This is a genomic window from Martinezella lusitana (genome assembly GCF_010668395.1).
Taxonomy (GTDB): domain Bacteria; phylum Pseudomonadota; class Alphaproteobacteria; order Rhizobiales; family Rhizobiaceae; genus Rhizobium; species Rhizobium lusitanum_A.
Genome location: NZ_WUEY01000002.1, coordinates 582,456 through 604,541 on the forward strand (window position 1 = coordinate 582,456; position 22,086 = coordinate 604,541).

A 22,086-nucleotide genomic window follows, 5' to 3' on the forward strand; every position below is an offset into this window, starting at 1 on the left:
TCAGCTTCCGAAACCGCCCTTGCGGACCCGGTCGGCCAGGATCAGCCGCAGGCGGCGGATATGGTTGCGCATCAGCAGCTCGGCGCTGTCGCCATCCCGATAGAAGATCGCCTCGGCGATGCGCATGTGATCGGTACGGCTGTGCTCGTCACTATGGCGAAGCCATGGGTGGTTGCTGCGCCACAGGCGCAAAAGCTGGTAGAAGCTCTCATCGAGCACCCTGGCGATCATCGCATTGCCGCAGCGCGCCACAATCTGCTGGTGGAAGCTCTTGTGATCCTCCAGTTCCCGTGGCCGCAATCCCTCCGGAAATGGCCCCTCTCTCGCGGCAGCCCGCAGCTCGGCGATCTCCAGGTCGCTCAGATGCTCGGCGCACAACCGCGCGGCCATGCTCTCCAGCGCCTCGCGGACCTCATACATCTGCAGGATATCGTTGGCGGAATGCGTGACGATCCGCGCGCCGAGATTCGGTGTGTAGCTGATAAGATTGCGGCCCTGCAGCCGCCGGATGGCTTCCCGGAGCGGGCCCCGCTTGACGCCATGGCGGCGCGACAGGTCCGGCTCGTTCAGCTTGATGCCGGCGGGCAGAACGCCGGAGATGATCTCCGCGAGAATAGCCTCGAAAGCTCGATCCGCATCACGTCCATCTCGCCCTGCTGAAGGCGTCGTCAATTTATCCATCACTTCTTTTCCGGCTGCCATGACAATCGAGATACGGTGTTTGCCCGACCGCATCAAGCCGATAGCGCCACGGCACGAATGTCAGCCATGCGGCAGCCGACACGTCGAGGATCCTGCGCTCAGCCCGGAACTGTGCTCGTTTTTCCGACCGCTTCCCGAGCAGCCTCGCCAAGCCAGCCATTGAGTGACGCCGCGGCCGCATGACTTTGCAAGACAATCTGAGGAACCAGATCGATATCGGGAATGCTGCCCAGGCCAAGCGGCCCCATGGCGAACAGCCCTCGGCAGGAACTCCGTGCATTGCTGGTCTGCCCACATTCGTCCACGACGATCCCGATACCGAGCTCATCGCTCTTCGCCAAACCGTCGCTGACGATGGACCGAACAAGCGGGTTGTCGGCGCCGGACGGCCGAAAGCGGCAGTCGATGGTCATATCCGAACCAAGCACTTCGAATCCGGCTGGCGTTGAAAGCAGCACGCCGTTTGTTGCTATGCGATCCACCTTTGCTTTCCTGACCGTGATCGCCCCGGTTTCTATCGCATGATGCAATCGCCGATAATGCTCGGGCGGCAGCCGGTTGCGGTGGCTTTCGTAAACGGCCTGGACGTGACGTTTGAACCGCCCCCGCTCCTGCGGCGTCAGCCCCTCCCACAGATCACGCGCATTCGAGCGAAATCCGTTCATGATGCCTTGCCATCCGAGACCTTGCGCATCAGCCCGCATTGCCGCCTGACGCAGAAAGCGGAATGCACCGCGCAGGGTTCGAGGTATCGGTTGATCCGTAAAGACGGCTCCGACTGCGGCGTTGGCGTGAGATTGAGGCAGAAAACCCGATTCCGAAATCAGGCTGACATGGGAAACCTTCCCCTCCGAAAGCAATATCAATGCTTTGTCGACGGCCTGAACGCCGCCGCCAATGACCACGGCGGTTCGCGCCGCGTTCGGCGTCGCCGCTTCGTCGGAGCTGTCGCGCAAGCCATATCCGCTCGCCAGGAAAACGGCATCGAAACGCTTTCGCTGTCCGGCGCCAAAAGCGATCGAAAGACCCGCCTGGGGATGCCGATCGATCGCGGTCACGCTCTCCGATAAGAACTGGACGACAACGTCGGGCCGCTTCGTCAAGGCTTCGGAAAAGCGACCATATACATAGGTGCGGAAGGTCTCGCCGGGGACGAACGAGTCTTCGATGTCGACGAAATCAGACCCCAGCCGATGACGCCAGGCGTCATCTTTTTCAAGCCATTGCCGAAAATCGTTCCGCACCGCCGGATCGATGGAGAGGTCGCGAACGCGACTGGTCAAGACGGTCGCGGACGATTGATTGACGGCCTCGCCAATATCTATCTTTGGCCTCGGATCGAACATCACCAGATGGAACGGACATTCGATGCCCTTGAAAAGGGCGATTGCCGTCATGATGCCGGTGAAGCCTCTTCCGATAATCGCAATCTTTGCAAGATGGTCGATATCTTCGCTTTGCGAACTTGAAAAACGCGGTGAGAGAAGAGTCATGTGTCGGCTCCTTCTGCATCGGACCAGGCCGGCCCGCTTTGACCCATCGATTGGACGGATCCACACTAAAATTATAGAAATTAATCCTCTCGCAGCAAGCGCCATTCTTGTGAAAGTCGTTTCTCGCCTCCGTTTGCGCGAAAAGGACGACATCCCCTGCGGGATGCCGCTGCCAACGCATCAACGTCGAAATCCATGGTCGGCCGGGAACGTAGAAATAAATTCCCTCTCCACCGGTAAAAAGAGCGGAATATGAAATCGGCTTCGCGCCGCGCCCGTATAAAATATCCGTGACGACGGATGCAAACGTCCATGCCTCTACGTTGCGACATGGCGTGCCGAGGAAAGGGAAGCTCATGACGGGTCTGCTTGTCGGCCGGGGCAATCTATCGGCCGAGCCAACGCGCTCCTCGCAGGTCGCCACAATATGGAGAGCTCTTTGCGCCGAGGCGGCCGACGCCTCCGCAAATGATGCGGTTCTCAATCGCGCCTTGAATTCCGCGGTGCTGTATCATGCGAGTTTCGCCCAGGCCCTGGCACAGAGAATTGCCCTGAAACTGGCAAATCACGACCTGGACCATGACGAGCTGATGTCCGTGATCGCGCAGGCATTCATCAACGATGAGAGTATCGTGTCCGACGCCGCCGCGGACCTGATCGCAATCAAGGACCGGGATCCCTCGAACACGGAAATTCTGACACCGTTCCTATACTTCAAGGGCTTTGTGGCACTGCAGGGCCAGCGTGTCGCGCACTGGCTTTGGCATCACGATCGAGTCCACCTGGCGCGTCATGTCCAGAGCCGGATTTCGGAAGTTTTCGGCGTCGATATCCATCCCGCCGCAAAGATGGGCAAGAGCATCATGCTCGACCACGGAAGCGGCCTGGTCATCGGTGAAACGGCAGTCGTCGAAGACGACGTGTCGATATTGCAGAACGTCACCTTGGGCGGGACAGGCAAGGAAACCGGCGATCGTCACCCGAAGGTGCGCCGCGGCGCGCTCATCGGAGCCGGAGCGAAAATCCTCGGCAATATCGAGATCGGCATCGGTGCCAAGGTCGGGGCAGGCAGCGTCGTTGTCGATGCCGTCGCCCCATACACCTCGGTAGTCGGCATTCCGGCTAAGCCGATCGGAAGGCGGCACTCCAATCTTCCGGGGATCACCATGGATCAGACCTTGTCGGAACCGGAATATATCATCTGACCGTCCGATCTCGGCCTACGCGATCGGACGGTCAAGCGCTCGAAATCCCCGGCCAATCTGCCGGCAAAAAAACTCGCGAGGGCGCGGCTTTCAGGGCGATGACTTCCGGGCCGGCGAAGGCCTTGAAGCATCCATCATCAACGCGGTGGTCGTTGGTTCCCGGACACGGCTATCCTTTCACCATCAGGGCATGGGAGCCCATCACGATCCGGCACCCGCTTCCTGACGGCCGGGCTGCTGATGATCGACTTGCCCGCGCACCTCGTTACCACGTTTCAGGAGATTGAGGATTGGGCAGAGTTTCTCCACCGTCGCCTGCAGCCGCGCGATGTCATCGGCGCTCGCGGGCGATACCAGCGTAACCAGGTAGGTGATGTCCTGGGGGTAGACCGGCACGTCTTCATGTCCTTCCGCACCTGCGCGCGGATCGATCGTGGCGGAGACTTCGGCTTGGAGAGATTCCAGCGGCACGCCTTGGTCGGAAGCATGGATCAGGTAGGTATGCGTCAAACAGCTCGAAAGCGCGCCCAGCAGCAATTCGGGGGACGATGGACCCAGATTGTAGCCGGCGAAGTCGGGCGGGCTGTCTGAAATAACCTGAAAATCCCGAATTCTGATGCGGCGCACGCCGCTGCGCCCTTCGGCGGTCGCGCTGGCCTTTAGCGTAGCCGCGCTCAACTCTCCCGACTTTACGCGTGCACGCCGGTTCAGCAGAGCTGCGCGCTTCTGCGCGAGGTATTCATTCAAGGTTGCCATTGCCGCTTTGCCCTTCAATCATCAGTTCAACGCCTCCCGGCCTAACCGGGACCACAACGAATGTGCCGCACACTTATATCCACCAAAGTCCAAAGTAGTCTATAAAAATTATAGACTTTATAGAAGGCACGACAATGCCGCCGCGCCGCCTACCTTCGCCGCGTGTGAAATACCGCCGTGTCATCCGAAATATGCTTCGTGCCGGCCACGGGTCGCGTCATGCCAGGTCTTCGACAGCAGCTCCGCGAAGGTCGGTTGAGTTTCCTCTCAAAAGATCGGCGAACCTGGCGTCATCAGGCTCGTTTTCAGCCATTCCCTCAGAGTGGAGACCTCCGCTGAACGCTCAACCGCTCTGCCCGTTACGAAATGATACGCTTCGCCAGGCAACACCGTCGCCAGCGGCTCGACCAGAATACCTGCGGAGAGCGCATCAACAACGAGCACGCGGCTGACAATCGCCACGCCTTGGCCTGCGATGGCGGCTTGAACTGCGTGCAAACTGCTCGTGAAGCGAAGTCCGGCAGACAAATCCAAACCGGCGACGCCCGCATGGTGGCACCATCGCGCCCAATCGGGAGACGGGTACGGGACCGTCTGCCCGTCCACATGTATGAAACGACAACGTATCAGATCGTCGACACCGGAAACGCCGAGTTTTGGGCTGCACACAACTGTAAATACGTCCTGTACCAGCCTGGTGCTGTCGAACCCGGGATAAGGCCCCCTGCCGTATCGAACCGCAACGTCGACGACTCCCCCATCGAGATCGACCATGCCGTCGGACGCATGCAATCGCAGCGTCACATCGGGAATAATCCGTTGTATCTCGGCAAGACGCGGCACCAGCCACTGGCTCAGAAAGCTGATTGTTGACGACAGCGTCAACGCCTTTGTCGGCCCAGGGTAACGGATTTCCGCCGCCGCTCGCGTTATTTCGCCGAGACCGATGGTGGCCGCGTCGAACAATACCTTTCCAGCGGCAGTCAATTCGACCAGTCGCGGAGACCGATTAAGCACCCGCACGCCCAGGAACTCTTCCAGCTGCCGGACCTGGTGGCTGATGGCAGTGGGTGTCACCATCAGCTCGCCGGCCGCTGCCTTGAAGCTCGCATGCCGCGCCACGGCTTCGAATGCCCTGACTGCGGCCATCGGTGGCATTTGATTTAGCTTCATGATGAATCCTCTTCATCCTCTGATGAGGAATTCGATTTTGTTAACTTCGACAAACTCGTCCATATAGAAATCTATAAAAATAGTGGACAAATAAATTGAGCAGCAATTTTCGAAGATTACAGAGGACAATCCCTCCGTTTGAAAACCGATTTTTGGCAGCAAGCGGAATATGCCGCACGCGTCACGCTGAACGCCCTTCATCCCTGATCTTTTTCGACGCGAAGCAAGGTGCAATGCGCCATGCGTCGTGAACTGTCGTCAAGTCCTGAACAACACTCCCCGGCATTCCGGATAGCGAGAAAGACTGCAGCCGTTTCCAACCGTATCATGTCGCCTCAAGGCTCGCCCGCATGATAGTTTAGGGGACACCGGAGCGCTGGTCTTTCAATGCTAGAGCAGGGCCTCCACGAAGGCACGCGTCCTGCCATTGACGGGAGCATACAATATCTGATCCGGCGGCCCTTCCTCTACAATCCTGCCGCTCTCCAGAAAGCAAATTCGATCGGATATCTCTCCGGCGAGCTTCAATTGGTGGGTCACGCTGATTGTCGTCAGAGAATGTCCCCGCGCCACTTCACGAATGACCCCTAGCACCTCGCCCACCGTTTCAGGATCGAGCGCAGACGTCACTTCATCGAACAGCAGGATCTTTGGGCGCATGGCCAGGGCTCTGGCGATGGCAACGCGTTGTTGCTGCCCGCCGGACAACTCCGTGGGATAGCTGCCCTGTTTAGCCCCCAGCCCCACCCTGTCGAGAAGCTCCGCCGCCCGCGCATAAGCTTCTTCCTTCGGCAACTTCAGGACCCGCACTGGCGCTTCGGCGACATTGCGAAGTGCTGACATGTGAGGAAAGAGGTTGAGACTTTGGAAGACCATGCCGACGCGGCGCCGGACCGCCTTGATGTCGTTCGCGGATGCCGGCACGCTGGCGCGACCGACACCGCCATCGCCCCAAAGATTGAGTCCATCGATGGTCACCGAACCTTCGTCGATCTTTTCCAGCGTCATCAGGATACGCAATACCATCGATTTTCCGGCGCCGCTGGGGCCGATAAGCGAAAGGTTCTCGAACGGCCGGACCTCGAGATCAAGGTCGTTGAGAACAGCAACCGAACCGAACCTCTTCGAAACGCGGGCAATTCTTATAAGTGGGGGCGCCGCTTCAGACATCGGCATACCCCTGCTTGAACCATTTATCCTGGGCAAAGTTGGCGACCAGCCTGACGACAGCGGATCCGCAAATACTGATCATGAGGAAGATAAGACCTGCAACGGTGATCGGCTCGATGTATCGAAACGATTCCGCCGCGCGCTGCATGGCAACGAACATCGTGTCGGCCACGGCGATAGCGGCGAGGATCGGGGTCTCCTTGAAAATGGAGACAAGCAGATTTCCCAGCGCGGGAAGAAGGTAGGGTAAGATCTGCGGCACGATCAGTCGCGTGAGGCTATCGAAGCGTGAGAAACCGAGAGCCCGCACGGTATCCCACTGTCCGGCAGGTACGGTTTCGATGCCGGCGCGATATACTTCCGATACATGGCAGGCATAGTGAAGCCCGAGGGCGACGATTCCGGTTTCGATGGCTGTCAGCCGTATATCGAATTCGGGCAATACGAAGAAGAAGAAGTATGTCTGCAGAAGCAGCGGCGTCGAGCGAATGAAATCAAAAAAAACAAATGCCGGATAGGAAATGAGCACCAAACGGCTGCGCCGGGCCATGAGTAGAATAGCGCCGAGGACAAGGGCAACCCCAAATGCCGCCAGAGCGATCGGAACAGTTCTTAACGCAGCCAACAATAAATACGGCAGGTCCGCGATGGCAACATCAAGGCGAAACAGGGAGGTCGTACTCATGGCTTCCCCGGTCCGCGAGGAGATTTCGGCGCGTTTCCGATCATGCGAGAAGCCTTTCCCGACGAAGCGTCCAGGGATCGTTATGTCGCTCCAACAGCGCGATCGAAACGACGACAGCCTTCGCTGCGACATAGTAGACGCACAAAACAACCAGCAGCACCGGAACGGATTGATAGGTGCTGACGATGACGGAGTGCGCCTCGCCGGTCAGTTCCGAAAAGCCGATCAGGGAGGCTATTGCCGTGCCCTTCAGCAACATCACCAGTTCGCTGCCTATCACCGGAAGAAGCGCAACGACGGCCTGTGGAAGAATGACATGCCGGAAACGCTGCCACCGCGACAGGCCGAGAGACCGCGCCGCATCATGCTGGCCGGACGGAACGGCAAGCACAGCCGCCCGCACATATTCCGCGAAATAAGCGGCGTGCGTCAGGGTGCATCCAAAAATCGCAGCCTGCCAAAGGCTCAGGCTCAAACCGAAGCTCGGGAAGACGAAATAGAGCCAGAACAGATTGATATAAAGCGGCACTCCGCGAAATATTTCTACATATAGACCCGAGATCCGACGCCAGGTTCGTTGCCGCGCCAGCCGCCCCAAACCTATGAATAGGCCGAGGGCACTACCAAGCACGGCCGTTATTGCGAACAATAGAATTGTCCGCAACAACCCTTGAAGAAGAAGTGGCAACCACGGAAGGAGGTCGAGCATGAACATGGTTCCCGGCAACTACGCTTCGGACGCGGCGATGGATCGGATCACTTGCATAGATCCGAAAGCTTTACGTCTCGCGGAGGAACATCGGCCTCCGTCACGGAGTATTTGGCGAGAATTTGCCGATATCCCGCATCCTTCCGAAAATCCGCGAGCGCCTCGTTGAATTTCTGAACGAGATCCGCATCCTCCTTCCGGAAGCCGAAACCGAGATAGTTCACCGACGGCTGGCCGTCGATTATGGGCTGGAGAAAGGGTGTTGCGCGCTCCAAGGTTTTGCCGCCGTCTCCCTGGACGATTTCGTTCGCGGCAAAAATGGTGCTTCCGATGATATCGACGCGGCCTGACTTGAGGGCGAAAAGGTCCTCGGAGAAATCCTGGAAGATCGAAAGCTGGCTGTCCGGTATGCCGAGCTGCTCGTATGTCTTGATGGAAGCGGAGCCTTGAAGCGTGGCGATCTTGATATCGGGATTCTTCACGACATCATCCAGGCTATGAATATTCTTTGGATTGCCTTTCTGAACGAGAAAGGCATCCGCGATTTTAATATGAGGCTCGGCGAAAGCAATTTCCGCGCATCTTGCCGGGCGGATGAACAGGCCGGCGGCAATAACATCGAAGTGCTCCGCCTTCAGCCCGGGTATGAGCGATCCGAACTGAACTGCAACTCCCTCGACCCCGCCGGCGCCAAGCTTTGCAAAAACCGCCCGGGCAAGCTCGTAGTCAAGCCCGGCGAGCGATCCGTCCGGCAGCTTGAAGCTATAGGGCTTTTCGTTGGCAAATCCGACTTTGACGACATCTCCGTTTGCGATTCTCTGAAGCGTTGTATCGGCCGAAGCCAACGTCGTTAAAGCTCCCAATGTCCATGCAACGCATGCGCCCAGTGCGAACAGCTTCCTTATCATCGGTCTCTCTCTTCCTTCGTTGACTTTGCTATCTATGCATCACCATCCGGCCGGCTCGCCCGTGGTCGGCGGCGGTGGGAAATCGCCAGGACGGCCGCCATATCGGGCGACGTCGCTTCGTGGCCGGCGCACCCGGCGCTCACGCACCCTTTCAAGAGGATTCAGCTTTCATATCGGCTCTGCGGCCGAGGGAGGCCGAGGCTTTCGCGAAGCGTCGTGCCCTCATAAGCCCTGTGGAACAGGCCGCGCCGCTGAAGCTCGGGAATGACAAGTTCGACGAAGTCGTCGAGATCGTTGGGAAGCGAGGAAAAGCGAACGTTGAAGCCGTCCGCGGCCCGGCTGTCGAGCCATTCTTCAAACTGGTCTGCGATGTCCGCCGGTGTCCCGACGACGGTGTTGTAGCCGGAGGCCAGCCATCGGTAGAGCTCCCGGATGCTTTTGCCCGTCTTCTGGGCATGCTCCACCAGCAGCGCCTGCCGGGTCTTGTCGCCGTTGGTTTCCGGCAGCGGCGGGAGCCGGTCTTCCGGTGAAAATCCAGAAAGATCGGTGCCGGCCGCAGCCGACAGCATGGCCATCCCGGCGACGGGATGGATGAGTTCCTGAAGCTCTCTGTATTTTTTCTCAGCTTCGGCGCGCGTCGGGGCGACAACGGGGGTAACGCCCGGCAGGATCAGAAGATGATCTGGATTGCGTCCGACGGCAGCGGCGCGCGACTTCATGTCCGTGTAGAAATCGACCGCGCCGGCAAGATCCGATTGCGCTGTAAAGACGACGTCCGCAAAACCCGCGGCCGCCGCGCGGCCCGCATCGGAGGAGCCGGCCTGCACGATGACCGGATAGCCCTGCGGCGGACGCGCCACGGGTAGAGGCCCCCGCACTCTATATCTTTCACTTACATGGTTGAGGACGTTCAGATGCGCAGGCAGAAAAAACCTGCCGGAGGCCTTGTCGAAAACGAAGGCGTCGTCGTCCCAGCTGTCCCATAGGCCTTTCACGATATCGACAAATTCGATTGCCTGCTCGTATCGCCGCGAATGCTCGGGATGACGATCGCGGCTGTGGTTCAATGCCTCGGCGCCGTTCGAAGATGTCACGACGTTCCAACCCGCCCTTCCTTTGCTAAGGTGGTCGAGCGACGCGAACTGGCGGGCTACGGCATAGGGTTCAAAATAGGTGGTCGATAGCGTCGCAACCAGGCCTATGTGTTTCGTCGCGACCGAAAGTGCCGACAGCAACGTCATGGGCTCGAAGTCGACCACGCGAGAGCTGAAGCTGAGGACTTCGGGATCGAGTACCATCGGAAACGGCAAAGTGTCTGCGATAAAGATCGCGTGAAACAGACCCCGTTCCGCCGTGCGCGCAAATGCAATCTGCGCGTCAATGTCCAAACTGGCTTCAGCATCGGCTCTCGGGTGCCGCCAGCCCGCAGTATGCTGGGACGGTGTCTGGAGAAATGCACCAAGCACCAGTTTCCGGGGAGCACCCATATCAATCCAGGCCCTTTTCGCTACGACGCGGCGGTCGATTCCGCAGCTTTTGTCTAGTGAACTGGTAGACAATTATTTTCTTGCGCCTGGATCGGCAAATTCGAAATCGTCAGCATAAGATGAGGCACGCTCATCATGCCTTGGGGGGACGTCCACGGGAGCGTGGCCGCGAGGTTTGCGTGCCGAAACGGCCTACCGAAGCGCGGCCACGCTGTACTGCGTGGTCTATTGCCGAAGAAAATCGAGCACGTTTGCGATGAACTCGGACGGGTATTCGACGTTTGACAAATGCACCGCCGGCAGCACGACCAGCTTTGCTCCTTGTATGGATGCGGCGATGTGTTCGCTATGGCTGAGGGCCGTTACCGTGTCGTAGCGTCCGGCGATCACCAGGGTCGGCGGCGAGACCAGCGTCACGATGCGGCGAAAATCGAAATCGCGGACCGCTGCAAAAAGGCCCGCCAGACCTTGCCGGTCGATACCCAGCAACATGGCGCGAAATTCCTCGATGACGGGCCCATTGGCCGCGACCATGTCAGCGGGAAACCAGTTGGCCAGGAAGGCCTCCGCATTCTCCGCCATGTCCGGCGCTCGAAGCGTCGCGACGATGCGCTCGTCGATATAGCTTGCCGGGCTGAGATTGGACGAGGTGTTGGCGAGGATAAGACGGTTTATGCGCTCAGGTGCGCAGACCCCAAGCCACTGGCCGACCATGCCGCCCAGCGACAGGCCGAGGAAGTGGGCGCGCTCGATGCCGAGCGCATCGAGCATCTCGATGACGTCGCGGCCAAGCCGCGCCAGCGAATAGGCGCCGGCCGGTGTGCTTGATCCGCCATGACCACGAAAGTCATAGCGCAGCACGCGGAAATGCTTGGACAACTCGTCGATCTGGCCATCCCACATCCGCAATGTGGTGGCGATGGAATTCGACAGCACCAGCACCGGCTTGCCGACGTCCCCGTCAAAACGATAGGCGATAACGGTGCCATCACCGATGGTTACGAAATTCAATTCACTCATGGGGGAAGACGTTCCTTTTGAAGTAGCGATGAGGGAACGTAGCTTCGGGTTGCCGTTAGTGATATTACAAAGATAGGACAAACTCTGTAGAAAAATCCGACATGGCCGAGTTCACGCTACACGATCTGCAATGCTTCGATGCCGTCGTCCGATCCGGGGGCTTTCAGCCCGCAGCGGCCATGCTGCATCGCTCGCACCCGGCGGTTTTCGCCGCGATCGCCAAGCTGGAGCGGCAGCTGGACCTTGTTCTTCTGGATCGCAGCGGGTATCGCGTGCGCGCTACCGAGGCAGGGCTATCATTTCATCGCCGAGCCCAATCGCTGTTGCGCGAGTTGGAAAACCTGCGTGTCCACGCCACCCAGCTGTCAATGGGCGAGGAAAGCGAAATCCATGTGGTGATCGGCGATCTGTGCCCGCGCCCACAGGCGCTGGGTATGTTGGGGCGTTTCTTCGCGCAATGCCCCGGCACGCGTCTGCATTTGCACTTCGAAGCGGTCGGCGGCCCATGGGAGCGGCTTGTTGATGGTGAAGCCGATCTCATTCTCCATTGGGTCGACAAGAGCGACGCGCGGGTGGAATGGGTGGACCTGTGCGAGGTGCCGTTCATTCCTGTCGTGGCGCCGGGATTTTTGCCGGAGGGCATCAAACAGCCCATCACCCCGAATGAAATGTACACGCTCACCCAGTGCGTGATGCGGGACACGGCTCGCCATTCGGTGCAACGGGATTACTTCATGATCGAAGGCGCGCCGCAATGCATGGTGGCCGATCAAGGCATGAAGAAGGAAATCATCCTGCAAGGCCTCGGATGGGGGCACATGCCCCGCTTCCTGATCGAGGAAGAGCTAGGCGACGGACGCCTGCAATCGATTGCCGGCCGCCATCTACCGGGCAGAACTGAGGAATTGGTCGCGGCTCGCCGCCGCGACCAGCCACAGGGGCCGGTCTCCAATCGGCTCTGGGATTATATCCAGCGAGAAGCGCCGATTTTCCGAGCAACGGAGATCCACTCAACCCTGTGACGCATTCACCGTCTGATCCCGCGGCCTGATGGCGCGATGCTTTCCGTTGAATGGAGAGAGACACTCAGGACCAGGTTTTACCTGGCGGCGTTACGCGCCATGCCCGTAGCCCGAGCTGCAATAGGGTGATGGCGGCAAATCGTGGCTCTTGACCGGTGTCAATGAAGCAGGAGCATACGCCCGCTAGTGTCGGCTGCTCTTGAAGGGTTAAATGACATGAACGCTCCGCTTAAAAATCAGGATTCAGCAACCCGGGATACGACGATGCCGGCCTCAGCCTACTGGTCAAAGGCCGAAGACATTCTGCTCCGCGATCTTGAATCACGACCGACAGGTCTTTCGGCGGAAGAGGCAGCTTCCCGATTGGGGAGCCATGGTCCGAATACGATCGGCGCTCCCAAACATACGAATGCCCTTCACATTCTGATACGGCAATTTCTGAGCCCCCTCGTTCTCATTCTAATCTTTGCTGCAACGGTATCGTCGCTGGTCGGGGAAATACACGATGCCATCATCATAAGCGCCATCGTGCTCGCGAGCTGCCTGCTCGGCTTTTCCCAGGAATACGGGGCGACGAAGGCGCTGCTGGCACTGAAGCAAAGCATTTCGCTGTCCGCAACGGTCCTGAGGAACGGGATGGAATCCCTCGTCCCGGCGAGCACCATCGTCCCGGGCGACATCATCAGGCTGGCGGCAGGCAGTCTCGTGCCGGCCGATGGCGTAATCCTTTCATCACGCGACCTGAGCGTCAGCGAGGCCGCCCTTACAGGCGAGACTTTCCCGGTGAGCAAGATGGCCGGCATCTGCCCGCCCGATGCCCAGATCGCCGCCAGATCCAACTGTGTCTTTACCGGCACCTCGGTTCGCAGCGGCACGGCAACCGTTGTTGCGGTCGACACGGGTGGACGCACCGAGTACGCGGCCATCGCCGGCGCAATCGCGAAACAGACGCCCGAAACGGATTTTTCGCGGGGCATACGTCGTTTCGGCTATTTGATGACCCGGATCATGTTGATGATCGTCATTGCGGTCTTGGTCGCCAACCTGCTGCTGCATCGGCCCTTGATTGATTCATTGCTGTTTTCTCTGGCACTGGCCGTCGGCCTGACCCCGGAGCTGCTGCCGGCGATCATCAGCGTGACGCTCGCCCGCGGCGCGCGGGGCATGGCAAGCGGCGGCGTCATCATTCGCCGGCTCGACGCCATTGAAAATCTCGGAAGCATGAACCTGCTGTGCACGGACAAGACCGGCACGCTGACGGAAGGCGTCATAAAGCTCGACGATTGCGTCGATCCCAACGGCATACATTCGGACGAGGTCCATCTGCTCGCCGCCCTCAATGCCTCATTGCAAACCGGCCTCAAAAACCCGCTGGATGATGCCATACTGCTATCCGGCGAGATCGACGCGCGTCTGAAGGACTTCGTGAAGAAGGACGAGATTCCATACGATTTCATGCGCAAGCGGCTATCGATCGTCGTCGACAAGGCCGGCCAGGATACGATGATGGTCTGCAAGGGCGCGGTTGCCAACATCCTTTCCGTCTGCACTTCGGTCAAGGCCGGCACCGCAGCCGAGCCTCTCGATGACCGGATGCGTACGGCGATCGAAGCAAGTTATCGCAAATGGGGCGAGGACGGCATTCGGGTCATCGCGATCGCGACCCGGCACTTCGCTCAAGCCAGGACGTCCTACGACGTCGATGACGAATGCGAATTGTGCCTCGAGGGCTTTCTGCTTTTTCTCGATCCTCCAAAGTCAGGCATCAAGAATGCGATGGCCGGATTGAAACATCGTGGCATCGACATCAAGATCATATCCGGCGACAACCGCTACATCGTCAAGCATCTGGCCGAAACGATCGGCCTGAGTACAAAGCAGATTCTGACCGGTGAAGAATTGGCGTCGATGAGCAGCGATGCCCTGTTTGCCCGCGCGCCAAAAACCGATCTGTTCGTCGAGATCGATCCCAATCAGAAAGAACTGATCGTAAAGGCGCTCCGCCGTTCCGGCCATGTGGTCGGCTATATGGGCGACGGCATAAATGACGCCCCGGCGCTTCACGAGGCCGACGTCGGCATCTCCGTGGATGGTGCGGTCGATGTTGCCCGCGAAGCCGCTGATCTCATATTGCTTCAGCAGGACCTCAACGTTCTGATCCGCGGTGTGGACGACGGCCGGCGAACCTTTGCCAACACCATGAAATACATATCAATTGCGACGAGCGCGAACTTCGGCAACATGATCAGCATGGCGATCGCCTCGCTATTCCTGCCGTTCCTGCCGCTACTCGCCAAACAGATCCTGCTCAACAACCTCCTTGCCGACATTCCATCCATGGCAATTGCAACGGACAGGGTCGATCCGCAGCAGGTGCTGCGCCCGAGGCGCTGGGACATCCGCAGCATCCAGCGCTTCATGCTTTTCTTCGGTCCGGTCAGCTCGCTGTTCGATTTTGTGACGTTCGCATTTCTGCTTTTCGGCATGCATGCGACGACGGACCAGTTCCGCACGGGCTGGTTTGTGGAATCGCTGATTACGCAGCTGGTGACCATGCTTATCGTCCGGACAACCATGGCTGCCTGGAAAGACAGGCCGGGTCCCCTGCTCCTGTGGTCGACGGTATTCATCGCCCTCATTGCCCTCGGCTTGCCCTATTTTCCGCAGGTCGCCGGCATATTCGATTTCACGCCGCTCCCGATCCCGTTGATGGCGGGGCTCATTGCGATCTCGGCAATCTACGCAGCCACGCTCGAACTGGTGAAACGATACTATTTTCGCCAGTGATGACGATGCGGCGGGGGTGGTACGGAGCCGCTCTAGCTTGCCTCCGGCACCAAGACCGCCGCACCGACAAGATGCCCGGCGCGGAGATCGGCGAGCGCCTCGTTGGCTCTTTCCAGCGGATAGGCCGCCGTGTGGGTCCGCACGCCTGCCAGCCGGGTGATGGGGAAAAACTCTTCGGCGTCCGCGCGCGTCAAGTTGGCGACCGAAACCAGCTCGCGTTCGCCCCAAAGAATGGCATAGGGCATGGATGGTAGATCGCTCATATAAATTCCGCCGCACACGACCACACCACCTTTGCGAACCGCCTTCAGTGCAGACGGCACCAGATCGCCTACGGGTGCGAAAATGATGGCTGCGTCGAGCGGAACCGGCGGGTTCTCCTCCGACGAGCCGGCCCATGTCGCGCCAAGCTCCAGTGCAAACCGCTGCGCGGCCCGGTCGCCTTGGCGTGTGAACGCGTAGACATCACGACCTTGCCAGATGCAGATCTGGGCGAGGATATGCGCGGCGGCACCGAAGCCGAAGAGACCGATGCGCTTGCCGTCGCCGGCCTTCTTGAGCGAACGCCAGCCAATCAATCCCGCACACAAAAGCGGCGCGAGCGATATCGGATCGGCGTCCGCATCGAGTTCGAACGCAAAAGCCGCATCGGCCACAACATGCGTCGCGAAACCGCCGTCGCGGGTATAACCGGTGAATAGCGGCCGGTCACACAGGTTCTCGGCCTGCATTTGGCAAAAAGCGCATGTTCCGCAGGTGTGACCAAGCCAGGGAATACCGACGCGGCGACCGAGCTTGGCGCTTTCGATGTCGCGGCCCACGGCATCGACAATACCTACGATCTCATGGCCCGGCACGAGCGGAAGCTTTGGATCGTGGAGATCACCGTCGACAACGTGAAGATCGGTGCGGCAGACGGCGCAAGCTTCGACCTTTATCCTCAGTTCGCCCGGGCCTGGCCTTGGATCATCGCGTTCGACACATACCAACGGCTTCCCGATTTGTTGAAGAACCATTGCTTTCATGAGCGGAGCCAATCGAAATTGAGGGTCGCTTCGAAGCTCGATATCTGAAGAAAAGGCCGGGAACCGACGCAGCCGTAGCCGTCTACGTTTCAAGCAACTTTTCCACCACTGAGCGACTTCGGCGAACGGATTAATGTACCAGCCTTCTATTCCCACACAAACGATGTTTCGGCTTTGACGCCGGTCAACGCGCGCGCGTCAAGAACGTGAAAACGTCCGCGAACAGCGCAGGTTGCGTCGCAGTTCAGGAGCATATCATTGCAAAAACTATTGCTGGTCATATTGATCGTCATGATCGCCACGATCATCGGAATTCTATGGGTGAAGCCAATTGCCGATACCGGCCGGCAGACAGCGCTTGAGAAATCGGCGACGCAATGACCTTCCCAAAGACATCTGACGATACAAAAGCCACGACGTCAGGCCGGTTGCCGAGGAAAATCAAACTTCCCCGAACGCTGTATGGCTTCGTTTTTCGGGCTTCGGGATGGCACCAGCTCGCTACCGCGATCCTGTCCGTCCTGCTCTTTACGGCGGGAACCATACCGCTGGAGATACAGCGACGGATCGTGAACGCGGCGACATACAATGGCTCTTATCGGACGATCGCCTTTCTGGTGCTGGCATACGTGCTTTTGGCTCTGATCGAGGGAAGCGTGAAACTTGTCCTCAACGTCTACAGCAGCTGGATCGGAGAGACGGCTATCCGGTGGCTGCGTCTACAGGTATTCGAGACATCGGGAGCGTTGAAAGAGGAAAGCTCCATGATGACCAGCGAAGGTGTGCAGCTCTCGATCGTCCTGGCCGAAGCTGAGCCCGTCGGTGGCTTCGTCGGCACGAGTATTTCGGAGCCCTTGCTGCAGATCGGGATATTGACGGCTGTTTGCGGCTACCTCGTCTATTTGCAACCACTTATGACGATCATCGTCGTCACGATCTTTCTTCCTCAAAGTGGCTTCGTCCCGTTCATGCAGGAGGCGATCAACCGACGCGTCGGCAAGAAGATCAACATCATGCGCAATGTCAGCGAAGACATTGTCCAGATGGGGCACGCAATTGACACAGATGGCCTTCAGGCGTCGCGCATCGGAAATGTCTTCCGGATCAACATGAGCATCTACAAAATCAAGTTCACAATGAATTTCATGATGAATCTGATGACGCAGATGGGTTACGCAGGCATCTTCGCGATGGGAGGTTACTTTGTGGTCACCGGGAAGACCGAGATCGGGACCGTCGTCGCTTTCGTATCCGGCCTGTCGAAAATAAACGATCCCTGGGGTGATCTCGTCAACTGGTATCGCGATCTGCGTGTAACACAGGTCAAGTACCGCCTCATATTCAATTCCGCTCAGATTGTCCCCGCTACAGCGAATGCTTGAAATGCCCCTCCCGAGCACAGAGGCAAACCTTACCCCGGGTGCTGCTGAACGCTGAGGCCACCGTCGATCGTCAGGCAGGTGGCGTTCATGAAGGGGCACTCGTCCGAAATCATGAAGACGGCGGCCATGGCGATTTCCTCCGGGGATGCGATGCGGCCGCCGGGATGGAGCTTCATGGTTTCTGCCCTGGCTGCGGCAGGGTCAGGAAAGCCGTTCCAGTAGTCGATGACCTTCTGCGTCGCGACATAGCCTGGCGCCAGGGCATTCACCCTGACATTGCGCGGCGCGTATTCAAGCCCGAGGGACTTCGTCATGCCGAGCAATGCGTGCTTTGCAAGCGGGTAGGGAAAGGTGTGGGGAATGATGGTGAAGGCATGGGTCGAGGCGATGTTGAGGATCACGCCGCCTCCCGTCTCGATCATGCCGGGCAGCACCGCCTTGCAGCAGTTCCAAGCCCCCTTGAGATTGATATCGAAGCAGCGGTTCCACTCCTCGTCGCTGGTCTCCAGCGGTTCCGAGAAGACATTCACGCCGGCATTATTCACCAGCGCATTGATCGGCCCGATCTCGACGGCTGCCTGAGCCACGGCCGATGCGATCATTTTCGCGTCGGTTATGTCAGCGGCCAGATAGCCGAGCTTGCCGCCGGACTGCTTCAGCGCTTCACCCTGCTCTGCAAGCAGCGCCGCGTCCCTGTCGACCAGGAAAAGTGCAGCGCCTTCGCGCAGGAAGGCCTTGGCGATCGCGAGGCCGATGCCTTGGGCGGCACCCGTCACGAATATTCTCTTGCCAACCAATCGTCCCGACATGTTGCCGCTCCCCTTTACCACTCTGCGACGCTGCCGTCTTCGTGACGCCAGACCGGGTTGCGCCAGCGATGGCCTTCCTTGGCGCGCTCGATGACATAGGCCTCGTCCACCTCGATGCCGAGGCCGGGTCCCTGCGGGATCGACACGAAACCGTCGGCATACTGGAACACCTCCTTGTTGGAGATGTAGTCGAGAATGTCGTTGCCCTTGTTGTAGTGGATGCCGAGGCTCTGTTCCTGGATGAAGGCGTTGTAGCTGACGGCATCGACCTGCAGGCAGGCGGCAAGGGCGATCGGGCCGAGCGGACAATGGGGCGCCAGCGCCACGTCATAGGCTTCCGCCATCGCCGCGATCTTGCGGCATTCGGTGATGCCGCCGGCATGGGAGAGGTCCGGCTGAAGAATATCGACATAGCCGTCGGACAGGACCGACTTGAAGTCCCAGCGCGAATAGAGGCGCTCACCGAGCGCGATCGGCGTCGAGCAATGGTTGGCGATTTCCTTCAGCGCCTCGCGGTTTTCGGAGAGAACGGGTTCCTCGATAAAGAGCAGCTTGTAGGGTTCCAGCTCCTTGGCAAGCACCTTGGCCATCGGCCGGTGGACGCGGCCGTGGAAATCGGCACCAATTCCCACATGGGGACCGACGGCCTCCCGCACGGCGGCAACATTCGCGATGATGGCTTCGATCTTTTCGTAGGTGTCGACGATCTGAAGCTCTTCGGCCCCATTCATCTTGATCGCCTTGAAGCCGCGATCGACAACCTCCTTGGCATTGTTGGCGACGTCGGAAGGGCGGTCACCGCCGATCCAGGAATAGACCTTGATCCTGTCGCGCACCTGGCCGCCGAGCAGCGAATGGATCGGCTGTCCCAGCGCCTTGCCCTTGATGTCCCACAGCGCCTGATCGATGCCGGCGAGCGCCGACATGTGGATGGCGCCGCCGCGATAGAAGCCGGCGCGATACATGACGGTCCAATGGTCCTCGATCAGGAAGGGGTCCTTGCCGATCAGGTAGTCCTCCAGCTCGTGGACGGCCGCCTGCACCGTCAGCGCGCGACCCTCGACCACGGGCTCGCCCCAGCCGACGATGCCCTCGTCGGTTTCGATCTTCAGGAACATCCAGCGCGGCGGAACGATGTAGGTCGTCAGTTTCGTGATCTTCATCGATATTCTCCCGGTCACGCAAGAATGAGGTCGGCAGCCTTGCCGGCGGCGGCAAGAACGGCGGCATTGGTATTGCCGCTGACGATGGCGGGCATCAGCGAGGCGTCGACGACGCGCAGGCCGCGTGTGCCACGCACCTTCAGCGTTGCATCGAGCACAGCCTCGGTGTCCTCGTCGTGACCCATCTTGCAGGTGCCGACAGGATGATAACCGGTCTTGACCATGCGCTTGCAATGAGCGGCAATCGCCTCGTCGCTTGTCACCTCGACGCCGGGGAAGATCTCCTTGTCGATCAGCTCGCGCATCGGCGAAGCGGCAAGCACGGTGCGGGCGAAACGGAAGCCCGCCATCGTCACGCGCAAGTCGTCGGGATGGCCAAAGATCTGGGTGTCGATGATCGGATCGGCGAAAGGATCGGCCGAGGAAAGCGTCACCGAACCGCGCGCCTTCGGTCGCAGGAGCAGCGAGTTGATGGTGACGCCGTCACCCGGATCGGTTCCCATGACGTCGCGGTCCAGATAGACAGTCGGCACGCAGAACATCTGGATCGTCGGCTCGTCGTTATTGCCTTCCGGATCGTAGAAGGCACAGGTCTCTACCCCCGTCGTCGACACCGGCCCTGTCTTGAACATCATATATTGCAGACCGGCCTTGATCATCGGCCAGCCGCGATCCTGGCCATAATATCCGAAGGAGCCTTTGGTCGTGGCAACCACCGGGCATTCGTAATGATCCTGGAGGTTCTTGCCGACGCCGGCAAGCGCGACCCTCGTCTTGATGCCATGACGACTGAGCTCGTCCTCCGGGCCGATGCCGGAAAGCATCAGCAGTTTCGGCGTCTGATAGGCCCCGGCAGCCAGGATGACTTCCTTCCCGGCAGTGGCCGATTTACGGCTGCCGTTCTGAACATAATCGACTGAAGCGACCCGGTCGCCTTCCATTCCGAGGCCGGTGACCGTGGCACCCGTCTCGATCGTCAGCAGCGGATTGTCCATGACCGGTCGCAGGAAGGCATCGACCGCGCTGCAGCGGCGATGCGTGACCCAGTCGATCGTATGCTGCATGAAACCGACGCCGAACTGATGGGCGCCATTGAAATCCGGATTGTAGGGAATTCCCATGCCCTGAAGCGTCTTCACATAGGTGCGCGTCATCGCGCTCGTATGGCCGAGATGCGAGATCTTGAGCGGACCGCCGACGCCATGGAATTCTCCGCCGAGATGGTCGTTGTCCTCCTGCGCCTTGAAATAGGGCAGCAAGTCCGAATAGGACCAGGCGCCGTCATTGTTGGCGCCGGGCGATGTGATTGCCGCGTTCCAGCGATCGTAGTCTGCCGCCTGCCCGCGCATATAGACCATGGCGTTCACGGTGCTGCCGCCGCCAAGAACCCTGCCCTGCGGCACGATCGGGCCACGGCCGTCCAGCTGCGGCTGCGGCTTCGTCTTGTGCATGGCAAGATAGGTGTCCTTGGCCAGGAATTTCATGTAGCCGGCCGGAAAATGCATGATGGGGTTGGCCTTCGCGGGGCCGCGCTCCAGCAGCAAAACGCGTGCCTTTCCCTTGCCGACGAGTTCGGAGGCAACGACACAGGCGGCGCTGCCGCCGCCAACGATGATGTAATCGAACTGACTTCTGTCAGACATTCTACGCTCCGAAGTCCGCAGCCTTGCGGGAAGATGAATTAAACGTCGGCGACCGGGATCGTTTCCGGGCGAAGACGGATTGCTCCGGTTAACTTCGCGCCAGGCTCCAGTACGGTGAGATCGCCAAGTCCGGGGAGGTTATGGCCGTTCGCCAGATGCGACATCGGCTCGAAGCAGAAGTAATCGCGCTTGAACGCGGGATCGAATGCCGTGTCGGAAACGAAGATGAAAGCGTGTTTGAAGAGCGGATCCGCCGTCAAATGAAGCCGCGTTCCGCGCTCCGACCAGGAAACCAGCGCCTCTCCCGACCAGTCTTCGAAGCCATTGTTCACCCAGCGGTTTGGCAGGGGCGCCGGCGACGAGAAATCGAGATCGTCCGGAATGGCCGTCGCCTCTCCCGGGAGCCACCCCTCGACTTCCGTCCAGAATCTCCTGGCCGGTGCTGACAAGGTGGTTGCGGGCGTCAGCGGGAAATAGGGATGCCAGCCGATGCCGAAAGGCAGGGCGACATCGCCCTTGTTTTCCACGGTCATCCGTATCTCGAGCTTTCCATCCGAAAGGGAGAAGGATTGCCTCGCGTCATAGACGTAAGGCGTTCCGCCGCCACGGTTAGAAAAGGCGAGTTCGACGGCGCTTGCCGTTTGCGCGATCACGGACCAGGCGGAGCGCCAGCCTTCGCCATGCAGATAGTGCCTATCCCAATCCGTATTCGGCTCGAAGGAATAATCCTTGCCGCCAAAGGAGAAGCGGTTGTCTCTCACGCGATTGCCGAAGGGAACCAGCGGATAGCAACCGGAGGACAGCGCGTCGGAAGCATCCGAAGGCGCTTCGCGCAGCAGCGGAACGCGGCCACCTTCTCCGTCCCGCCAGAAGCCGAGGACGATACCGCCTTCCGTCGAAACGCGTAGGGAAAGCGCTCCATTCTCGATAGCGACGACCGTCATGTC

At 59.3% G+C, this 22,086-nt stretch carries 20 protein-coding genes; 5 read left to right on the forward strand and 15 right to left on the reverse strand.

The features are described from left to right. Complete coding sequence (locus tag GR212_RS06610) at nt 1-681, reverse strand: GntR family transcriptional regulator (RefSeq protein ID WP_163985656.1); 681 nt, start codon at nt 679-681, stop codon at nt 1-3. Between the two features lie 119 nt (nt 682-800). Continuing rightward, the gene (locus GR212_RS06615; protein ID WP_246725696.1) at nt 801-2,300 is read right to left on the reverse strand and encodes an FAD/NAD(P)-binding protein; all 1,500 of its coding nucleotides are present in this window, start codon (nt 2,298-2,300) and stop codon (nt 801-803) included. Nucleotides 2,301-2,551: 251 nt separating this feature from the next. On the opposite strand from GR212_RS06615, the gene cysE reads away from it, so the two are divergent. Then, a complete protein-coding gene (gene cysE / locus GR212_RS06620) occupies nt 2,552-3,400 on the forward strand; it encodes a serine O-acetyltransferase (protein WP_163985657.1) in 849 nt (282 codons plus the stop codon). Nucleotides 3,401-3,601: 201 nt separating this feature from the next. Here the strand turns inward: cysE and GR212_RS06625 are convergent, their stop codons facing one another. The 8 genes from GR212_RS06625 to GR212_RS06660 form a co-directional block, all read right to left on the reverse strand. Beyond that, nucleotides 3,602-4,156, reverse strand: a complete 555-nt coding sequence (locus tag GR212_RS06625; protein ID WP_163985658.1) for an OsmC family protein — start codon at nt 4,154-4,156, stop codon at nt 3,602-3,604. 267 nt (nt 4,157-4,423) lie between these two features. Continuing rightward, nucleotides 4,424-5,329 carry a LysR substrate-binding domain-containing protein gene (locus GR212_RS06630; protein WP_163985659.1) on the reverse strand — a complete coding sequence of 302 codons (906 nt, stop codon included), beginning with the start codon at nt 5,327-5,329 and terminating at the stop codon, nt 4,424-4,426. Between the two features lie 390 nt (nt 5,330-5,719). Continuing rightward, on the reverse strand, nt 5,720-6,499 hold the full coding sequence (locus GR212_RS06635; protein ID WP_163985660.1) for an amino acid ABC transporter ATP-binding protein: 780 nt from the start codon (nt 6,497-6,499) through the stop codon (nt 5,720-5,722). Further along, nucleotides 6,492-7,184 carry an ectoine/hydroxyectoine ABC transporter permease subunit EhuD gene (ehuD, locus tag GR212_RS06640; protein ID WP_163985661.1) on the reverse strand — a complete coding sequence of 231 codons (693 nt, stop codon included), beginning with the start codon at nt 7,182-7,184 and terminating at the stop codon, nt 6,492-6,494. The genes GR212_RS06635 and ehuD overlap by 8 nt, the downstream gene beginning before the upstream one ends. 40 nt (nt 7,185-7,224) lie before the next feature. Beyond that, the gene (locus tag GR212_RS06645; RefSeq protein ID WP_348643449.1) at nt 7,225-7,899 is read right to left on the reverse strand and encodes an amino acid ABC transporter permease; all 675 of its coding nucleotides are present in this window, start codon (nt 7,897-7,899) and stop codon (nt 7,225-7,227) included. 41 nt (nt 7,900-7,940) lie between these two features. Then, entirely contained in the window at nt 7,941-8,801 is an 861-nt protein-coding gene (gene ehuB, locus GR212_RS06650) for an ectoine/hydroxyectoine ABC transporter substrate-binding protein EhuB (RefSeq protein WP_163985663.1), read from the reverse strand. Between the two features lie 161 nt (nt 8,802-8,962). Continuing rightward, a complete protein-coding gene (locus GR212_RS06655) occupies nt 8,963-10,288 on the reverse strand; it encodes an LLM class flavin-dependent oxidoreductase (protein WP_163985664.1) in 1,326 nt (441 codons plus the stop codon). Nucleotides 10,289-10,513: 225 nt separating this feature from the next. Continuing rightward, nucleotides 10,514-11,308 (reverse strand): alpha/beta fold hydrolase, encoded by a 795-nt coding sequence (locus GR212_RS06660; protein ID WP_163985665.1) that lies wholly within the window; start codon nt 11,306-11,308, stop codon nt 10,514-10,516. A 101-nt stretch (nt 11,309-11,409) separates the two neighbouring features. Between GR212_RS06660 and GR212_RS06665 the strand changes: the two genes are divergently transcribed. Together GR212_RS06665 and mgtA are read left to right on the forward strand one after the other, a co-directional pair. Further along, nucleotides 11,410-12,330 carry a LysR family transcriptional regulator gene (locus GR212_RS06665; protein ID WP_163985666.1) on the forward strand — a complete coding sequence of 307 codons (921 nt, stop codon included), beginning with the start codon at nt 11,410-11,412 and terminating at the stop codon, nt 12,328-12,330. 264 nt (nt 12,331-12,594) lie between these two features. Beyond that, entirely contained in the window at nt 12,595-15,117 is a 2,523-nt protein-coding gene (gene mgtA, locus GR212_RS06670) for a magnesium-translocating P-type ATPase (RefSeq protein WP_163985667.1), read from the forward strand. Between the two features lie 32 nt (nt 15,118-15,149). Here mgtA and GR212_RS06675 read toward each other — a convergent pair whose 3' ends face one another. Then, a complete protein-coding gene (locus tag GR212_RS06675) occupies nt 15,150-16,142 on the reverse strand; it encodes a zinc-dependent alcohol dehydrogenase family protein (RefSeq protein ID WP_163985745.1) in 993 nt (330 codons plus the stop codon). Between the two features lie 258 nt (nt 16,143-16,400). Here GR212_RS06675 and GR212_RS37505 point away from each other — a divergent pair, with 258 nt between their 5' ends. Both GR212_RS37505 and GR212_RS06680 read left to right on the forward strand, forming a co-directional pair. Further along, complete coding sequence (locus tag GR212_RS37505) at nt 16,401-16,523, forward strand: hypothetical protein (RefSeq protein ID WP_281411020.1); 123 nt, start codon at nt 16,401-16,403, stop codon at nt 16,521-16,523. Continuing rightward, nucleotides 16,520-17,524, forward strand: a complete 1,005-nt coding sequence (locus tag GR212_RS06680) for an ABC transporter transmembrane domain-containing protein (protein WP_163985668.1) — start codon at nt 16,520-16,522, stop codon at nt 17,522-17,524. The genes GR212_RS37505 and GR212_RS06680 overlap by 4 nt, the downstream gene beginning before the upstream one ends. A 29-nt stretch (nt 17,525-17,553) precedes the next feature. Here GR212_RS06680 and GR212_RS06685 read toward each other — a convergent pair whose 3' ends face one another. The 4 genes from GR212_RS06685 to GR212_RS06700 are packed head-to-tail and all read right to left on the reverse strand — an operon-like array spanning nt 17,554 to nt 22,083. Beyond that, the gene (locus GR212_RS06685; protein WP_163985669.1) at nt 17,554-18,333 is read right to left on the reverse strand and encodes an SDR family oxidoreductase; all 780 of its coding nucleotides are present in this window, start codon (nt 18,331-18,333) and stop codon (nt 17,554-17,556) included. Between the two features lie 14 nt (nt 18,334-18,347). Next, nucleotides 18,348-19,496, reverse strand: coding sequence for a galactonate dehydratase (dgoD, locus tag GR212_RS06690; RefSeq protein WP_163985670.1), 1,149 nt, complete (start codon nt 19,494-19,496; stop codon nt 18,348-18,350). Between the two features lie 14 nt (nt 19,497-19,510). Next, nucleotides 19,511-21,139: a GMC family oxidoreductase gene (locus GR212_RS06695; protein ID WP_163985671.1), complete on the reverse strand. Its 1,629-nt coding sequence runs from the start codon at nt 21,137-21,139 to the stop codon at nt 19,511-19,513. Between the two features lie 38 nt (nt 21,140-21,177). Beyond that, nucleotides 21,178-22,083 (reverse strand): aldose 1-epimerase, encoded by a 906-nt coding sequence (locus tag GR212_RS06700; protein ID WP_163985672.1) that lies wholly within the window; start codon nt 22,081-22,083, stop codon nt 21,178-21,180. Between the last annotated feature and the right edge of the window lie 3 nt (nt 22,084-22,086).